Annotated in this window: 15 protein-coding genes and 1 pseudogene; 6 read left to right on the top strand and 10 right to left on the bottom strand. The window is 64.5% G+C overall.

The window, feature by feature from the left end; genetic code table 11:
• Positions 1-17: 17 nt before the first annotated feature.
• Entirely contained in the window at positions 18-1493 is a 1476-nt protein-coding gene (locus CHB96_RS13105) for a DUF2079 domain-containing protein (protein WP_089246849.1), read from the bottom strand.
• A gap of 190 nt (positions 1494-1683) precedes the next feature.
• Between CHB96_RS13105 and CHB96_RS13100 the strand changes: the two genes are divergently transcribed.
• Complete coding sequence (locus tag CHB96_RS13100; RefSeq protein WP_176444281.1) at positions 1684-1911, top strand: DUF2510 domain-containing protein; 228 nt, start codon at positions 1684-1686, stop codon at positions 1909-1911.
• A gap of 23 nt (positions 1912-1934) precedes the next feature.
• Here CHB96_RS13100 and CHB96_RS13095 read toward each other — a convergent pair whose 3' ends face one another.
• Positions 1935-2936, bottom strand: a complete 1002-nt coding sequence (locus CHB96_RS13095) for a GTP pyrophosphokinase (RefSeq protein WP_089246845.1) — start codon at positions 2934-2936, stop codon at positions 1935-1937.
• Positions 2937-3038: 102 nt separating this feature from the next.
• Between CHB96_RS13095 and CHB96_RS13090 the strand changes: the two genes are divergently transcribed.
• Positions 3039-4013 (top strand): sigma-70 family RNA polymerase sigma factor, encoded by a 975-nt coding sequence (locus CHB96_RS13090; protein ID WP_089247288.1) that lies wholly within the window; start codon positions 3039-3041, stop codon positions 4011-4013.
• 37 nt (positions 4014-4050) lie between these two features.
• Here CHB96_RS13090 and CHB96_RS13085 read toward each other — a convergent pair.
• Positions 4051-4459 (bottom strand): annotated as a pseudogene (locus CHB96_RS13085) (VOC family protein).
• A gap of 204 nt (positions 4460-4663) precedes the next feature.
• Between CHB96_RS13085 and CHB96_RS13080 the strand changes: the two are divergent.
• Entirely contained in the window at positions 4664-5401 is a 738-nt protein-coding gene (locus CHB96_RS13080) for an SDR family oxidoreductase (RefSeq protein WP_089246843.1), read from the top strand.
• 104 nt (positions 5402-5505) lie between these two features.
• Here CHB96_RS13080 and CHB96_RS13075 read toward each other — a convergent pair whose 3' ends face one another.
• From CHB96_RS13075 to CHB96_RS13045, 7 genes are all read right to left on the bottom strand, one after another.
• A complete protein-coding gene (locus tag CHB96_RS13075) occupies positions 5506-5772 on the bottom strand; it encodes a hypothetical protein (RefSeq protein ID WP_089246841.1) in 267 nt (88 codons plus the stop codon).
• A gap of 338 nt (positions 5773-6110) precedes the next feature.
• Entirely contained in the window at positions 6111-6875 is a 765-nt protein-coding gene (locus CHB96_RS13070) for an HpcH/HpaI aldolase family protein (protein WP_089246839.1), read from the bottom strand.
• Positions 6876-6888: 13 nt separating this feature from the next.
• Positions 6889-7860, bottom strand: coding sequence for an aldo/keto reductase (locus CHB96_RS13065; protein WP_089246837.1), 972 nt, complete (start codon positions 7858-7860; stop codon positions 6889-6891).
• The gene (locus CHB96_RS13060) at positions 7857-8696 is read right to left on the bottom strand and encodes an ATP-binding cassette domain-containing protein (RefSeq protein ID WP_089246835.1); all 840 of its coding nucleotides are present in this window, start codon (positions 8694-8696) and stop codon (positions 7857-7859) included. The genes CHB96_RS13065 and CHB96_RS13060 overlap by 4 nt, the downstream gene beginning before the upstream one ends.
• Positions 8693-9526 (bottom strand): ABC transporter ATP-binding protein, encoded by an 834-nt coding sequence (locus CHB96_RS13055; protein ID WP_089246833.1) that lies wholly within the window; start codon positions 9524-9526, stop codon positions 8693-8695. Before CHB96_RS13055 ends, CHB96_RS13060 begins: the two co-directional genes overlap by 4 nt.
• Before the next feature lies 1 nt (position 9527).
• On the bottom strand, positions 9528-10454 hold the full coding sequence (locus CHB96_RS13050) for an ABC transporter permease (RefSeq protein ID WP_245865609.1): 927 nt from the start codon (positions 10452-10454) through the stop codon (positions 9528-9530).
• Positions 10454-11473, bottom strand: coding sequence for an ABC transporter permease (locus CHB96_RS13045; RefSeq protein ID WP_245865607.1), 1020 nt, complete (start codon positions 11471-11473; stop codon positions 10454-10456). The genes CHB96_RS13050 and CHB96_RS13045 overlap by 1 nt, the downstream gene beginning before the upstream one ends.
• 282 nt (positions 11474-11755) lie before the next feature.
• Between CHB96_RS13045 and CHB96_RS13040 the strand changes: the two genes are divergently transcribed.
• The 3 genes from CHB96_RS13040 to CHB96_RS13030 are packed head-to-tail and all read left to right on the top strand — an operon-like array spanning position 11756 to position 15257.
• Entirely contained in the window at positions 11756-13333 is a 1578-nt protein-coding gene (locus CHB96_RS13040) for an ABC transporter substrate-binding protein (protein WP_089246831.1), read from the top strand.
• Between the two features lie 20 nt (positions 13334-13353).
• Positions 13354-14580: a sialidase family protein gene (locus CHB96_RS13035; protein ID WP_089246829.1), complete on the top strand. Its 1227-nt coding sequence runs from the start codon at positions 13354-13356 to the stop codon at positions 14578-14580.
• On the top strand, positions 14577-15257 hold the full coding sequence (locus CHB96_RS13030; RefSeq protein WP_089246827.1) for an SDR family NAD(P)-dependent oxidoreductase: 681 nt from the start codon (positions 14577-14579) through the stop codon (positions 15255-15257). Before CHB96_RS13035 ends, CHB96_RS13030 begins: the two co-directional genes overlap by 4 nt.
• Positions 15258-15271 lie beyond the last annotated feature (14 nt).

The raw sequence follows: 15271 nt of genomic DNA, 5'->3' as shown, positions 1-15271 counted from the left end.
GATAAGGCTAGCCTTTGTCAATTCCCCTGCGTCAGGGGCGTGACGCGCTGCAGAACTTCGATTCCGTTCGACTCGGAACTGATCACGTAACCCGACGCCAACGCCGCGTCGACAGCCTTGGTGTCGCCCGCCTCGTCGGCAGGCCACCCTGCGGGGTCGGCGCGATTTACGACGATCCAGTCCGGGGTGGTCGTGTCGGTCGAGCGCTGCGGGAATACCGACACGTCGTGCGTGGCGACGAACTGCGGAACAAGATTGTTCGACGCGGCGATGGTGTCGCCGTCGGGAATCCGCGTCGCGATCGCGGCCGTCTCGGTCGCCTGAGGATCGGTGCGCCAGCCGTCAGCGGTGACGAGCCGGGCCATCGGCAGAAACGGCAGAGCCACGAGTGCGACGACGGCAACCGCAGTGAAGATGGTCCGTCGGCCACGCTCGGTCAGTTGCTGGTGTCGCCTGCTGCGAGCGACGGCGTCGATCAAGGCGGCGAAGACGATCACCATCAGGATGGCGTTGTAGTGGTAGATCGGCTTCCAGAAATTGGAGTTGTCGCTGAGAAACCGCCAGGCGACGGTCGGAACGACGACGAGCACGAGCGGTGAGCGCAACGCCGCGAACGCGGTCACGGCGAGCAACAGGAATGCCGTCGCTGCGCGCGAATCACCCGCGACGAAACCGTGAGCTGTGTCGGCGATGCCCGACCCCAGTGGCGGCATCTTCGATCCCTGCCCGTAGGAGTCGTTGCTGCTGAGCAGGGGAATGATCACCTTGACGGCGAGAAGCAACCACCCGAGACCCCAGACGATGGTCAACAGTCCGAGCACGCGGTTTCGGCCCACGGTCACGAACGCGACCAGGGCGCCGATCGCTGCGACCGTAAGACCCATGTCCTCCTTGACGAACACGAGGGGAAGTGCCCAGAGCAGCGCGGGTATCCACCTGTTCTGCCCGAGCGCCACCATCGACATCGCCAACAACGGCATCGCGAACGCGATCTCGTGGAAGTCGAAGTTCAAGGCTGCCTGCACACCCCACGACAACCCGTACGCGACGGCGACGACGACGCCGACGAGTGTGCCGAACTCTCGGACCGCCCATCGCGTCAGTGGCACGGCCGCGGCAGCGAACAGAACGGCCTGTGCGATCAGCAGCGTCTCGGGAGACGGGAACAGCCGATAGACCGGTGCCAACAGTGCCGTGATGGGAGAGAAGTGATCTCCGAGGGTGTTGTAGCCGGTGCCGAGAAGGTTCGACGTCGGCGCGCGCAACTCGGCATACGACGAAATCTGCTGAACGAAGATTCCGAGATCGAAGCCGGACGTGCGAAGTTGCCGGTGTCCCATCACCGACAGCACTCCGTACAGCGGCGCGAGCAGCGCGAACGCTGCGGCCGGTACGACGCGGTCGGCGGTGAAGAACCGTTCGGGCGCCTCGGCGGTGCACTGAACGTGTTCTGATTCGGCCGTCGTGAGCTGGGGTGCTTCGGTGGCTGTCACAGAAGATGGTGTCTACCGCATCGACCTAGGACGAACCTGAGAATCCGTGGTCGGTGCAGTCGATTGGTCCAGCATGTCCAGATCGGTCACCACCCGATGAAAGATGTGTCACTATGGCGCGGAGAATCCGGGCCGGTGGGGAGTCGGCGGGGTCGTACGGAGCGCACGGGTAGGGCGGGGGCGGATGAACATGGATCTGTTTCAGATCGTCGTGATCACCATCGTGGCGGTGGTGTCGGCGTCGGTGATCGCTGGTTTCGTGGTGATGGTCGTCGGCAGCGAGCGTCGTGCGACGAACGGGCGGGCCAAGACATCGATTGCGCCTGGCTGGTATCCGGACGCACACGACGAGACGTTGCTCCGCTACTTCGACGGCCGTGTGCCCACGCAGAAGACTGCCAAACGCGAAGTGATCTGATCCTCGCGTCTGTTTCGGACGCGTCAGTCGTCGGTGGAGTGCGACGCGAGATCGGCCTTGCGTCGTCGTCTCCGCGACCTCCGGGACGGCGGTTGCGACGAAAGATGGTAGTACAGGGCATCTTCGGTGTCCTCGACCACCACTCGAACCACGTCGTCCACCTCGAGATAGTCGTCGACGCTGATGCGGTCCTTCGCTCCGATGACAGCCTTGACCGAACGCGCGGGAATGAGTCCGCGCCTACCGTCGGGACCCACGGCGAGCGCATAGCGTGGCCCCGTCCGAGTCACGCGTGCCGCGATGATCTCCGGATCCTTGGGCACGAGCTCGGCCTCGGAGTTCTTCGAGTCGGCGGTCTGCGAATCCAGTTGTGCGGCAAGCTCGTCGGCCATCAGGTCCACTTGCAGGAGAAGTTCGGCCATCTGACGCGCGCGATCCATGTGTTCTCGTGACGGCTTCAGCGCCTCACCCGGTTTGTACATGTCCTCGTGGGTCAGTTCGCCCCACGCATCCTGAAGGCGAGTCTTGACCTGTACCTCGACCTTGACGTCGAGGTCGCCCTGGTGAGTGGCCACCCTGACCAGCAACACCGCGTGATAGGCGCGGTACCCGCTCGGCTTCGGGAACTCGACGTAGTTCATCGGATCCTTGGCGAACCGTACCGAGCACGACGGGTCGTGGCACGCACTGTCCAACGCGTCGACGAATGCGTGAAAATCGCGGGGGCTCTTGCACAGAACCTTGATTCCGATCAGGTCGCCGAGCGCCTCGACCACGTCGTCGACGTCGTTCGGCGGTGCGATGCGCCCCTCGGCGATCTTGCGGCGCAGCTTGTCGGCGGCACGCACGGGGTCCTTGATGCGTGCCGTCTGTGCGTTCAGACGATCTCGGTCGACGTTGTCGAGGAGTTCGTCGGCGATCGTCTCGAGGAAATTCTGGGCCGTCACGAGCGCGGCCTGCCACGCTCGTCCGCGTTGCAGATAGAGCTCGTCCACGAGTTCGTCGATGGTCGTCGGGGCGGTCACGGTGATGCCTTCCCTCGGTGGTGCGGCGGCACACGAAGGCTAGCTCAGCGGATGCCGAAACAACCGCGCACGTGTCGGTCCGGCGCACTAATGTGTTCGTACATGACGGCCACGGTTGCTGAGGGTGACGCGTTCGTTGCACAGTTCGACCCGTATCGGCGCGAATTGCTCGCGCACTGCTACCGCATGACGGGGTCGATCCACGATGCCGAGGATCTACTGCAGGAGACGTACATCCGTGCCTGGCGCGGGTACAGCAAGTTCGAGGGGCGCTCCTCGATGCGCACGTGGCTGTATCGGATCGCGACCAACACGTGCCTGACCGCGCTGGAAGGCAAATCGAAGAGGCCGTTGCCGACCGGACTCGGCGCGCCCAGTTCGGATCCCGCGGACGATCTCGTCGAGAGACACGAGATCGCCTGGCTCGAGCCCATCGCCGACTCCGAGTTGAGCGATTCCGGTGATCCGGCGTCGATCGTCGTCGGGCGCGAGTCCATTCGGTTGGCGTTCATCGCTGCGCTGCAACATCTTTCGTCCCGACAGCGGGCGGCGCTGCTGATGCGCGAGGTGTTGCAGTGGAAGGCGTCGGAAGTAGCCGAGGCGCTCGCGACGACGACGACCGCCGTCAACAGTCTGCTGCAACGTGCTCGGGCGCAGCTCGACGACATCGAACCGTCCGAGGACGGCGTCGTCGAACCCGCGTCGGCGCAGACGCAGGAGTTGCTGAAGCAGTACGTCGACAGTTTCGAGAACTACGACATCGATCGACTCGTCGAGTTGTTCACCCAGGACGCGGTGTGGGAGATGCCGCCCTTCGTCGGCTGGTACCAGGGCGGGGAGAACATCGGTGCACTCATCCGAGGCAATTGCCCTGCGAAGGGTCCAGGCGACATGCGCATGGTGCCGACGTCGGCCAACGGCCAGCCGGCTTACGGGCTGTACATGCGGGACGCGTCGGGGACGCATGTGGCCTTTCAGCTACACGTCGTGGACATCACCCTCGGCAAGGTCTCACACGTCGCGTGCTTCTTCGACCTGACTCTGTTCGAGCGATTCGGGCTGCCGAACCGCCTGTGACGGGGCCTCGGGGCTCGGTCAACCCCGAGGCATCCATCTACTCCGACGGGACTGCGCTGGGATCCATCCACATGACCTCCCAGACGTGGTTGTCCAGGTCGCGGAACGCGCGGCCGTACATGAAGCCGTGGTCCTGCGGTTCCATCCACTTCGAGCCACCTGCTTCGATGGCGCGATCGACGAGCGAGTTCACTTCCGTGCGGCTGTCCGCCGAGATACACATCAGTACCTCACGCGACTGCGTGGTGTCGGTGATGCTGTCGGAGATGAAGTCCTTGAATCGAGTTTCCGAGAGAAACATCACCGTCGTCTGATCGTTGACCATCATCGATACGCAGTTCTCGTCGCTGAACACTTCGTTGAACCTCGAACCCGAGTCCCGCGAAGAACGATTTCGTGGCTGCGACGTCCTTGACCGGCATGTTGGCGAACAGCATTCGTGCCATGGTGGGTAACTCCTCGTGGGTGTCGGTATCGGTGAGAACCTCGACGAGGCCTCGCTCGTATGGACAGGGCCCGAATCGAAAACTCATCGCATTTCGGACAAAGGAACTTTTCACTGCATTCGGCCGAGCGATCACCGTGTAGCAAGATGGTCGTCGGGAACGAGCTGACGGCACGTTCCCTTTGTTCGTCGAAGAGGAGATTTCATGGATTTGGGACTGTCGGGTAAAGCGTTCGTCGTGACTGGCGGAACCGAAGGACTGGGCTTGGCCAGCGCGCGCGAGCTTCTGCGCGAAGGTGCCAAGGTGACGGTGACGTCCCGGTCTCAGGACAAGGTGGATGCCGCCGTCACCGAACTCGGAGCCCACCGGCCCAATGCAGTACACGGAATGGCAGCCGACAACGGACATCCGGCCACCGCAGGACTCGTCGTCGACTCGGCCCTTGCGCACTGGGGCAAGGTCGACGGCCTGGTCGTCAGTGTCGGAGGTCCGCCGCAGGGGACCGCACTCGAATCCGCGGACGCCGACTGGCAGAACTACTTCGACTCGGTGTTCCTCGGCGCTGTACGACTGGCTCGCAGCGCCGCCGCAGCCATGACCGAGGGCAGCGCGATCGTGTTCGTCCTGTCGAGCTCGGCGAAGACCCCCATCACCGGATTGGGTATTTCGAACGGCCTGCGCCCCGGACTGGCGATGGTGGCCAAGGACATGGCCGACGAGCTGGGTCCTCGCGGCATTCGCGTCGTCAGCGTGCTTCCCGGCCGTTTCGACACCGCACGTGGCGGCGAGATCAGCGCCGAGGCAGCCTCACGTATTCCGCTGGGACGCGTCGGCGATCCCGAGGAGTTCGGGCGGACGGTCGCGTTCCTGGCGTCGCCGGCCGCGTCCTACATCACGGGGTCCACGGTGGCGGTCGACGGCGGCGCCCTGCGCGCGCTCTGACGGCAGTCCGCGTCCGAGAAACAGCTCGGCCCCGGAATCGACTACTGCGTCGTTTCCGGGGCCGAGCTGTACACGAAGGAGGGGGATGAGGGGGTGTGACGACGCTAGCGGGCCACTGAGGCGATCCGGCCGAGCATTCTCTTCAGAACCGAACCGTCGGTTCCGAGGTCGTCGAACGTTGTGGTGCCGGCCAGCTCTGCCTCGTCGGCAGTTGCGGCGGCAAGCTTGCGCGCGAGTGCGCTGCGAAGTTCGATCGCGCCGAGGATGTCGGCGTCGAGAGTAGCTACCTGCGCATCAAGCTTCTCGATCTCCATCGCACCCGACTGAGCTTCGTCGGCGCTGACATCGAGTGAATCGATCTGCAAAGTCACATCGTCTCCTTTGGTTCGCGTCCTGGGGAGTGAGTCGCTCTGCCCCTCGGAACTGTTACATGGTCGCTCTATGTGTCAACGATGTTTCGTGGCCCTTAACAACATGCCCAGTGGGATGGCCTGCGCCAACCCTTCGAGGGTGTGATGCTGCCAACAATCCCGACCGGGACGGTGCAACCGGGCCCTCGACACCCCACTCCCACAACGCACCGAAGGCACGGAAGTAATCCCGTGCCTTCGGTGCAAGAGCGTGTCCACGATATTCATTCGGAGCCAGGGGCGATGAGGATCGCATGTGCACGAAAATACATAGAGGGGTATGTATTTTCGTGCACGCCCTAGCCGCCGGAGGCGGCTTTCAGATGATCCGCTGACACCGCCTTCAGGTGCGTGAGGTCGGATGCGACCGTGGCCAGGGTGTATCCCTCGGACAGGCGCCGAGCTGCGACGTCACCGGACGGCGTGTGGATGCCCGCGGCGATACCTGCCGCGGCGGCAGCCTTCTGGACCCGGACGAGCGCGGCCTCGAACTCGTCGTCCACGGAGGTGTCGCTCGGTGACGCACCACCGACGGCGAGGCGCAGGTCGGACGGACCGACGTAGACACCGTCCAATCCGGGCACCGCGCAGATCTTCTCGACGTTCTCGAGGCCCTGTGGGGTTTCGATCATCGCGAGAACGACGGTGTCGCGATTTGCGTCGGCCGGCGTCGGTCCGATGCGCAGCTGCGAACGCATGGGTCCGTACGACCGAATGCCCGCGGGCGGATACGTCGCGGCGGCCACGGCTGCCGCTGCGTCCTCGGCGGTGTCGACGAGGGGAACGATGACGCCCGCAGCGCCGGCGTCGAGTGCTCGGCCGATCGGGGTCGCGTTGTTCGATTCGACGCGTACGAGTCCTGCGGGTCCGTTCGCCGCGTCGATCGCGGTCAGGCCCGCGAGCATTCCGGAGTATCCGATGAGACCGTGCTGCAAGTCGAGCGCGATGTAGTCCCACCCGACGTGCGCGAGCCACTCTGTCGAGACCGGGCTGTCGATGACGGACCAGTAACCGAGAATGCGTTCCCGGTTACGGACGCGGGCGGCGAATTCCTGTGCGGTCATGAATGTGAGCCTTTCAGCGGTTGTAGTTCGGCATCGGACCGCGCAGCGCGGAACCGACCTCGTCACATGCGGCGACGACGTCGGCGTCGAGTGGACCCCTGCCGATGGCGGCGATGTTGGCGACGAGATGGTCGACCTTCGAGCCACCGAGGAGGATCGGACCGGTGGCGGGCTTGGAGACGAGCCAGCGCATCGCGAGTTCGGTCATCGGCACTCCCGCATCCTCGGCGATCTTCGTCAGCTGCGCGATCGCGTCGAAAATTGCTGTGTTCCAGTACCGTTCGCGGTACATCGCCGCGAGCCGCGAATCACCGAAGCGGCCGTCCGTCGGCTCTGCCTCGAAAGAGTGCTTGCCGGTGAGCAATCCACCGCCGAGCGGGTTGTAGACCATCGTGATCAGCCCGGTGACATCGGCGAACTCTGCATACTCCTCTTCGATGCGTCGTGCGAGGAGGTTGTACAGCTGCTGCGCGACGACCGGCCGCGGGGCACCGACCTCGTCGGCCACGTGGTTGACCTCGCTGATCTGCCAGGCCGCGAAGTTCGAGACGCCCAGCGCGCGAATCTTGCCTTCCTCGACCAGGTCCGCGACGGTGCCGAGCGTGTCCGCGATGGGAGTAGCGCGGTCCGGCTGGTGCAGATAGAACAGGTCGACGTAGTCGGTGTTCAGTCGCTTCAGGCTGGCTTCGACGCTCAGTCGCAGTCCCGCGGGGGACAGTGGGCTGTTGTCGCCCGCGTCGGGATTGGGCATTCCGGCTTTGGTTGCGACGGTGACCTTGTCGCGTCGCGTCGCCAACAGGTCGGCGAGGATCTTCTCGGCTTCGCCCCCGGCGTAGCCGTTCGCTGTGTCGATATGAGTGATGCCTGCGTCGAGTGCGGCATCGACCATCGCCGCGGCACCTGCCGCGTCGACGGTGTCGCCGAACGTCATCGTGCCCAGGACGAGAGGCACCGTGCCTGACGAGAACAGGTCGAGCGAGGTCATGAGGGAGCTCCTACGGGGGTCTGGGCGAGGCGTGAAACGATGTGGCGCGGTTTGATTCCGCGCATCTCGGCGGGATCGAGTGCTGCGGCCCGCAGTGCGCGAGTGTACGGCTCTTTCGGACGTGCGAGCACCTCGTCGGTCTCGCCTGCTTCGACGATGCGCCCCTTCGACATGACGACGACGGTTTCGCTGATCTCGCGCACGACACCGAGGTTGTGCGAGATGAACACGTACGTCAGGCCTGTGTCCTGCTGGATCTCGCGCAGCAGGTCGAGCACCTGAGCCTGGACCGACACGTCGAGTGCACTCGTGGCCTCGTCGCACACCAGGATCTCGGGACCGGCGGCGAGCGCACGCGCGATGCCGATGCGCTGACGCTGCCCACCGGAGAACTCCACCGGTCGACGGTTCAGCGCGGTGTTGGGCAGTCCGACCCGATCGATCAGTTTCGCGGCCTTCTTCGCTCGCTCGGACTTGCTGCGAATGCCCTTCAGGCGCAACGGTTCACCGACGATGTCGACGGCAGTCAGGTGCGGGTCGAGCGAGCCGTACGGATCCTGGAACACCATCTGCACGCGAGATCGGAACGGGCGCAACGACTTCTCGGACAGCTGTGCGATATCGGTACCGTCGACGACGATCTTGCCCGACGTCGGTGTCAACAGGCGGACTATCGACTTCGCGATCGTCGACTTGCCGCACCCCGATTCTCCGACGACGGCGAGCGTCTTGCCCTTGTCCACGGAGAAGCTGACGGAGTCGACGGCGCGGAAAACGCCGTCGCCGACCGGGTATTCGACGACGAGATTCTCGACGGACAGCAGTGGTTCGGTCATACTGCTACCTCTCTAGGTGCGGCGCGGACAGGGGATGCGTCCCACGACCCGAGGTGGGGGATGGCGTCGAGGAGCTTCTTGGTATACGGGTTCTTCGGCGCGCTGACGAGCTCCTCGGCGCCACCGTCCTCGACGAACACGCCGCTCTTCATGACGTAGATCCTGTCGGACACGAGTCGTGCCACGCCGAGATCGTGCGTGATGACGAGCATGCCGATGCCGGTGCGTTCCTGCAGTTCCAGCAGCAGGTCGAGGATGCTGGCCTGCACGGTCACGTCCAACGCGCTGGTGGGCTCGTCGGCGACGATGAGTTCGGGGCCGGACGCGAGTGCGCTCGCGATGAGGACACGCTGAAGCATTCCACCGGACATCTGGTGCGGGTACTTCTTCAACTGCGTTGTCGGATCGGGGATTCGAACCTGTTCGAGCAGTTCGACGCAGCGCGCCGTCTGCTTTGCCTTGCCGGACACACCGCTGTGGCGGACGGCCTCGGCGAGCTGACTTCCGATGGTGTGTACCGGAGACAGGGCCGTCATCGGATCCTGCGGAATGAGGGCGATGTGCTTGCCGCGAATCTTGCAGAGCTGCTTGGTCTTACCGAGGATCTCGGCGTCCTTGAACGTGACGGATCCGGACAGAACCGCGAGGTCCGGCGGCAGCAGTCCCAGCAGGCCCATGGCCGTCGTCGACTTGCCCGATCCCGATTCGCCGATGATCGTGACGGTCTCGCCTGCGTCGATGCAGAAGGAGACGCCGTCGACTGCCCGGACGACACCCTTGTCGGTGACGAGTTCGATCTGCAGCTCGTCGACCTTCAACAGATTGCCCATGTCATGCGCCTTTCTTGAAGCGGGGAAAGATGCCGAATCGGCCGAGGCCGGCGGGGCGGTCGCGCAGACCGTCGCCGAGCAGGTTCACACCGACGACGAGCAACACGATGACGAGGCCGGGAAGTGTGACGAGCCACCACGACGTCGTGATGTAGTCCTGGCCGTCGGAGATGATGCGGCCCCACGTCGCGAACGGGCGTTGCGGGCCCGCGCCGAGGTAGCTCAGTGCGCTTTCGAGAAGAACCGCCTGGGCGAGCAGAAGCAGTACGACGAGTGATGCCTGCTTGAAGATGTTCGGGACGACGTGGCGCAGCAGGATAGCGATGCGGCCGAGTCCGAGTACTCGCGCGGCGGCGACGTACGGTTTCTCCCGTTCGACGAGCACCAAAGATCGTGTCAGACGGGCGATCTCGGGCCACTGGGCGATCGCGATGACGAACGTGATGACCGGGATGGACGGTCCGAACAACGCGACCACGAGAAGCAGCATCATCAGCAGTGGCAACGACAGCTGCGCTTCGAGCAAGCGGGAGACGACGGTGTCGACCCAGCCGCCGAGGAAGCCTGCGAGAGAGCCGAGCACGAGGCCGATCAGGCCGGACACGACGACCGCCAGGATGCCGACGGTCAGCGACACCTGGCCGCCGTACAGAACACGTGAGAGCAGATCGCGTCCGAGTTGGTCGGTGCCGAACAGGTGACCGTCGGTCAGCGGTGGAAGCCGGCGCTTCGCGAGGTCGGTCGCGTCGGGTGAATCGAGGGGAAGCAACCGCGCCAGCGCGACGGGCAGAATCACGGCGAGAGCGCACACCGTGCCGATCCAGATCTTGACGCGGCTGTCGCGGCTTCGGCGGGTGGCGCCTGCCGACGCGAAATCCTTCGCGGTGACGGCGCTGGGGCGTGCCTTCGGGGTGTCGACGACGGTCATCAGTTGGCTGCCTTCCCGAGTCGGACGCGGGGGTCGAGGAGTGGGTAGCAGAGGTCGACGACCAACTGCACGAGAACCGCGAGCACTGCGGTGACCAACACGGTCGCCTGGATCAGCGGGTAGTCGCGGGTTTCCAGTGCACGCACGACGAGTGATCCGACACCGGGCCACGCGAACACGACCTCGACGACGACGACGCCGTTGAGCATCGACGCGAATCGGGTACCGAGGGCGGTGACGACGGGGATCGACGAGTTGCGCAATGCGTAACGCCAGGTGATCTCACGTTCGGAGACGCCGCGCGAACGAGCGACGGTGACGTACGGCGAGCTGTACGCGTTCACCATCTCGCGTCGAACCATGCGGGAGATCAGCGCGATCTGTAGGACGGCGACGGTCAGTGCGGGCAACAGCAAGCTCGACCACGTCGTGAAGCCTGCGGCCGGAAGCACTGGAACCAGTACCGCGAAGAACGTGAGCAGCATCAGTCCGGTCCAGAAGTCCGGCATCGACTGACCTGCGATGGTGATGACGTTGGCGCCCAGTTCGCGACGGGTGTCGGCGCGGCGTGCCATCCAGATTCCGAGCGGAATCGACACGACGGTCGTCAGCAGGATCGCGGCGAGCGCGAGCGTGACGGTGTAGGGAATGCGCTGCAGGACGACCTCGAGTGCGGGTGCCTGGAAGGAGTAGGACGTGCCGAGGTCGAGGGTGAACAGACCCTTCAGGTACAGCAGGTACTGGGTGAAGACCGATTGGTCGAGTCCCAGGTTCACGCGAATCTGGGCGAGGTCCTCGCTACTCGCCAACGGACCGGCCATGGAGTAGGCGGGATCGCCCGGCGCCATGCGGATCAGTACGAAGACGGTGGTGAGGGTCAAGAAGATGGTCAGGAGGCTCTGTCCGAGCCGGCGAACCACGTACCGGAGTGTCGGCGCGGTGAGAAACGCCGGAAGCGCGGAGTCCTTGCGGGACTTGGCCGCAGGAACGCTCGGCGGGGTGGCCGTGAGCTGCGTCATCTCCACACCTTCGTTCCTCGAATTGCCTGGGTCATCGTCGACCTTTCGATAACTCTTCTGCGTTCGAATGCGATCGAGTGGCGCGTGCGCCGGGTCCGATCGTTTGTAACTCAGCTCACAATGTCACTGCTGCGCGTTTTGTGCAAGTCCGAATCTTTTTCTGCGTATTTCGAGCAATTCGTAGTACAGTTCTGTTGTGTCCACGATCACTTCTGTCGAGTCTGCCCCTGTGGCATCGATTCGGCACCCACATCTCGATGTGACAGTCACGAGGGGTCAACGATGACCGAAAGCTTTGTCAGCCAGCCGTTTTCGCGACGGAACCTGTTCCGGAGTGGATTGATACTGGGAGCGGGGCTGTCCTTGGGCGGCGGTCTGACCGCGTGCGCAACACCCACCGGCAAGCCCGGACCCGACACCGTCAGTCTGGCGATGAACCGATCGATGGTCAGTCTGGACAACAAACTCCTGCAGTTCGACGCGGCCCTGACGGTCCAGAGGGCCGTGCGGGAGGCATTGACGACCATCGACACCTCGCTGAAGGTGCAGTTGGTTCTCGCCGACAGCTTCGAGCTCGTCGCCCCGACGCAGTGGCTCGTGCACCTGCGCCCCGGTGTCACTTATTCGGACGGCAGCCCTGTTCGGGTCGAGGACGTCGACACAGCGCTGCGTATGTACAGCCAGGTGAGCGGTTCGTTCGTCGGCGGATTCTTCCCCGAGTGGCCCACCGTCGGCAAGATCGACGAGTCGACGTTCACGCTCGACACCGAACGCCCCGTTCCGGTCCTCGACTACCTGATGTCGAACATCTTGATCACGCCCGCAGCGCAGAACGTGCCGGAGGATCTGCAGGACGGTGTCGGCACGGGGCCGTACGTCGTGACCTCGGCCGATCGCGGCACCGGCAATTACTCGCTCGCCCGGAATGCGAACTACTGGGGCGCGGCGCCGTCGGTCGAATCGGTCAGTGTCCGGTTCGTTCCGGACGAGTCGAACCGCGTCGTGTCGTTGCGCAGCGGCGAGGTCGACGTCATCGACGCGATCACGCCCGATGCGGCCGACCAGCTCGCCGGGCTCGCAGGTGTGACGGTCGAACGCGTCGACGGTGTCCGTCTGAACCAGCTGTTCTACAACTTCCGGAAGCCGGCGGGCCATCCGCTCGCCGACCCGCGCGTCCGAAAAGCGTTGAGCTACGCCATCAACGGCAACGCGCTGATCGATCAGGTGATGCAGGGTGCTGCGACGCCGTCGCGCGGAGTGGTACCGGGGATCCTGACCGGGGCGATCGAGACCGGTGAGTACACCTACGACCCGCAGCGCGCCCGGGCCGAGCTCGACGCGCTCGGCGTCAAGGATCTCGAAGTCAAGATCATCTGGGAGACGGGCGAATTCGCAGCCGACACCGACATCATGGAATCGGTGCTGCAGATGCTGTCTGCGGTCGGTGTGCGCGCGACTCTGCAGCAGTTCGAACCCGGTGGTGACATCTCGACGTGGCGTCAGGGCAAGGCGGGGGACTGGGACATCCTCGGTAACGGCTACCCCAGCCCGACGGGACTGGCCGTCACGATCATGCAGGGCATGTACGCAGGCACGGCAGCCAAGGAAGAAACCCGAGACACCTACCACGGGTACATCTTTCCCGAGATCGCTGCGCTCATCGCCAAGGCGTCCGAGGATCCGAACGAGGCGACGCGCAACGACACACTCGCTCAGGCTCAGCGGCAGATCTGGGAGACGTGGCCATGTCTGTGGTCGTTCGTTCCCAAGACCGTCATCGCTCGCCGCAACCGCATCGACGGAATCGGTCTGAGGCCGACCAACTCCTACGACATGGCTGCCGTCACCCTCCGATCCTGACCCGGAAGAGAAAGAAGAACATGAGCGACACGAGCTTCCTCACACCCGGCGACCTCCTCGCCGACGGAAAACTCCGCAGTACCGACACCGACGGGCGTTCCGACGCGTTTCTGCCTGCCCCTCAGGTGCAGAACCACGCCGCGAATCTGGCTGTCCTGCCGGATGGTTCGCTGGCCTGTGTGTGGTTCGCAGGTACTCAGGAAGGCGTGCCCGACATCGGTGTGTGGTTCTCACGGCTCGCGTCGGGCGCGACGGAATGGAGTATTCCGGTTCAGCTGTCCGACGACCCGAAGCGCTCCGAGCAGAATCCCGTTCTCTTCGTGCGTGATTCTTCGGTCGTGTGGCTGTTGTGGACGTCGCAGCACGCGGGCAACCAGGACACCGCGCGGGTTCTGCGCCGCATCTCGACCGACGGAGGTGTCAGCTGGGGTGAGCCGCACGTACTGATTCCCGAAACGGATGCGGGCGGGGTGTTCGTTCGGCAGCCTGTCATCGCGTTGCCGTCCGGGCGACTGCTGCTGCCGGTCTTTCATTGCGTCAAGATCGAGGGTCGCAAGTGGGTCGGCGACCGCGACTACAGCGGCGTCATGATCTCCGATGACGACGGCGAGACCTGGCGTGAGGTCGTCGTGCCCGAGAGTCTCGGCTGCGTGCACATGAACATCGTGGTGGCGTCGGACGGTTCGCTCGTCGCGTTGTACCGAAGCCGCTGGGCCGATTTCGTCTACCGCAGTGTCTCGACCGACGACGGCGACACCTGGAGTGCGCCCGCGCCCACCGAACTGCCGAACAACAACTCGTCGGTGCAGGCGGTGGCGTTGACGGACGGCCGACTCGCACTGGTCTACAACCACTCCTCGGCGCTGGATGCGACGTCCCGCCGGACGTCGCTGTACGACGAGATCGACGACGACGGTCTTGCCGAAGGGGGTTCGGCCGACGGCACCGCTGCCGTCGAGGCGCCTCTCGACGACGGCGATGCGCGCGCAGCATTCTGGGGCGCACCGCGCGCTCCGATGACGCTTGCGATCTCGGCCGACGACGGTGCCACCTGGCCGATTCGACGCAACCTCGACGAGGGCGACGGCTACTGCCTGACCAACAATTCACGTGACGGCTCGAATCGTGAGTTCTCGTACCCGTCGATCACCGAGGGGCCGGACGGGCGAATTCATATCGCGTACACGTACTTTCGGCAGGCCATCAAGTACGTGCAGCTCGATCGAGCGTGGGCCGGCGAGCAATGAGCGCGACGCCGCACGCCATCGTCACCGGAGTCAGCAGCGGAATCGGTGCGTCCATCGCGCGGACACTGCTCACCCGAGGGTGGCGTGTGACCGGACTGAGCAGGACTGCTCCTCCCGACGGATTCGACGGCGACTGGGTGGGCATCGATCTGTCCGACACGGCCGCCGTCTCCGAAGTGGCCCAGGCACTGGACGACCCGACGGCCGTGATTCATGCGGCCGGTGTTCAGCGCTCAGGCAGGCTCGGTGCGCTCGATCCTGCGCACAGTGAGCAGATGTGGCGCGTCCACGTCGCTGCGGCCGAGGTGCTCGTGAACGGATTGGCGGACAGGATCGCCGACGGCGGTCGCGTCGTGCTGATCGGGAGCCGGACCATGACGGGTGTGGCGGGAAAGAGCCAGTACGTCGCCACCAAGTCGGCGCTGGTGGGCATGGCTCGATCGTGGGCGATGGAGCTGGTCGGTAGGGGGATCACGGTGAACGTCGTCGCTCCCGGCCCGACGGACACGCCGATGCTGAACGATCCCGGGCGCAAGAGCACCCCGCCGGTGACGCCACCGCTCGGGCACTTCATCGATCCCGACGAGATCGCCGAATTGGTCCACTTTCTGCTGTCTCCGCACGGACGCAGCATCACGGGTCAGACCATCGTGCAATGTGCGGGAACGTCGTTGTGACGAACATGCTGCGC

It is taken from the genome of Rhodococcoides kyotonense (assembly GCF_900188125.1).
In the GTDB taxonomy this organism is placed as follows: Bacteria; Actinomycetota; Actinomycetes; order Mycobacteriales; family Mycobacteriaceae; genus Rhodococcoides; species Rhodococcoides kyotonense.
Note: the sequence above shows the minus strand (reverse complement) of the source record. Positions and strands in the feature narration are given on the sequence as shown.

Bases quoted from the DNA above. Each gene is read 5' to 3' on its own strand.
- CHB96_RS13080 (WP_089246843.1), top strand. From the start codon at position 4,664: ATGGATTTGGGACTGTCGGGTAAAGCGTTCGTCGTGACTGGCGGAACC.
- CHB96_RS13100 (WP_176444281.1), top strand. From the start codon at position 1,684: ATGGATCTGTTTCAGATCGTCGTGATCACCATCGTGGCGGTGGTGTCG.
- CHB96_RS13090 (WP_089247288.1), top strand. From the start codon at position 3,039: ATGACGGCCACGGTTGCTGAGGGTGACGCGTTCGTTGCACAGTTCGAC.
- CHB96_RS13035 (WP_089246829.1), top strand. From the start codon at position 13,354: ATGAGCGACACGAGCTTCCTCACACCCGGCGACCTCCTCGCCGACGGA.
- CHB96_RS13050 (WP_245865609.1), bottom strand. From the start codon at position 10,454: ATGACCGTCGTCGACACCCCGAAGGCACGCCCCAGCGCCGTCACCGCG.
- CHB96_RS13065 (WP_089246837.1), bottom strand. From the start codon at position 7,860: ATGACCTCGCTCGACCTGTTCTCGTCAGGCACGGTGCCTCTCGTCCTG.
- CHB96_RS13055 (WP_089246833.1), bottom strand. From the start codon at position 9,526: ATGGGCAATCTGTTGAAGGTCGACGAGCTGCAGATCGAACTCGTCACC.
- CHB96_RS13040 (WP_089246831.1), top strand. From the start codon at position 11,756: ATGACCGAAAGCTTTGTCAGCCAGCCGTTTTCGCGACGGAACCTGTTC.
- CHB96_RS13045 (WP_245865607.1), bottom strand. From the start codon at position 11,473: ATGACGCAGCTCACGGCCACCCCGCCGAGCGTTCCTGCGGCCAAGTCC.
- CHB96_RS13060 (WP_089246835.1), bottom strand. From the start codon at position 8,696: ATGACCGAACCACTGCTGTCCGTCGAGAATCTCGTCGTCGAATACCCG.
- CHB96_RS13070 (WP_089246839.1), bottom strand. From the start codon at position 6,875: ATGACCGCACAGGAATTCGCCGCCCGCGTCCGTAACCGGGAACGCATT.
- CHB96_RS13030 (WP_089246827.1), top strand. From the start codon at position 14,577: ATGAGCGCGACGCCGCACGCCATCGTCACCGGAGTCAGCAGCGGAATC.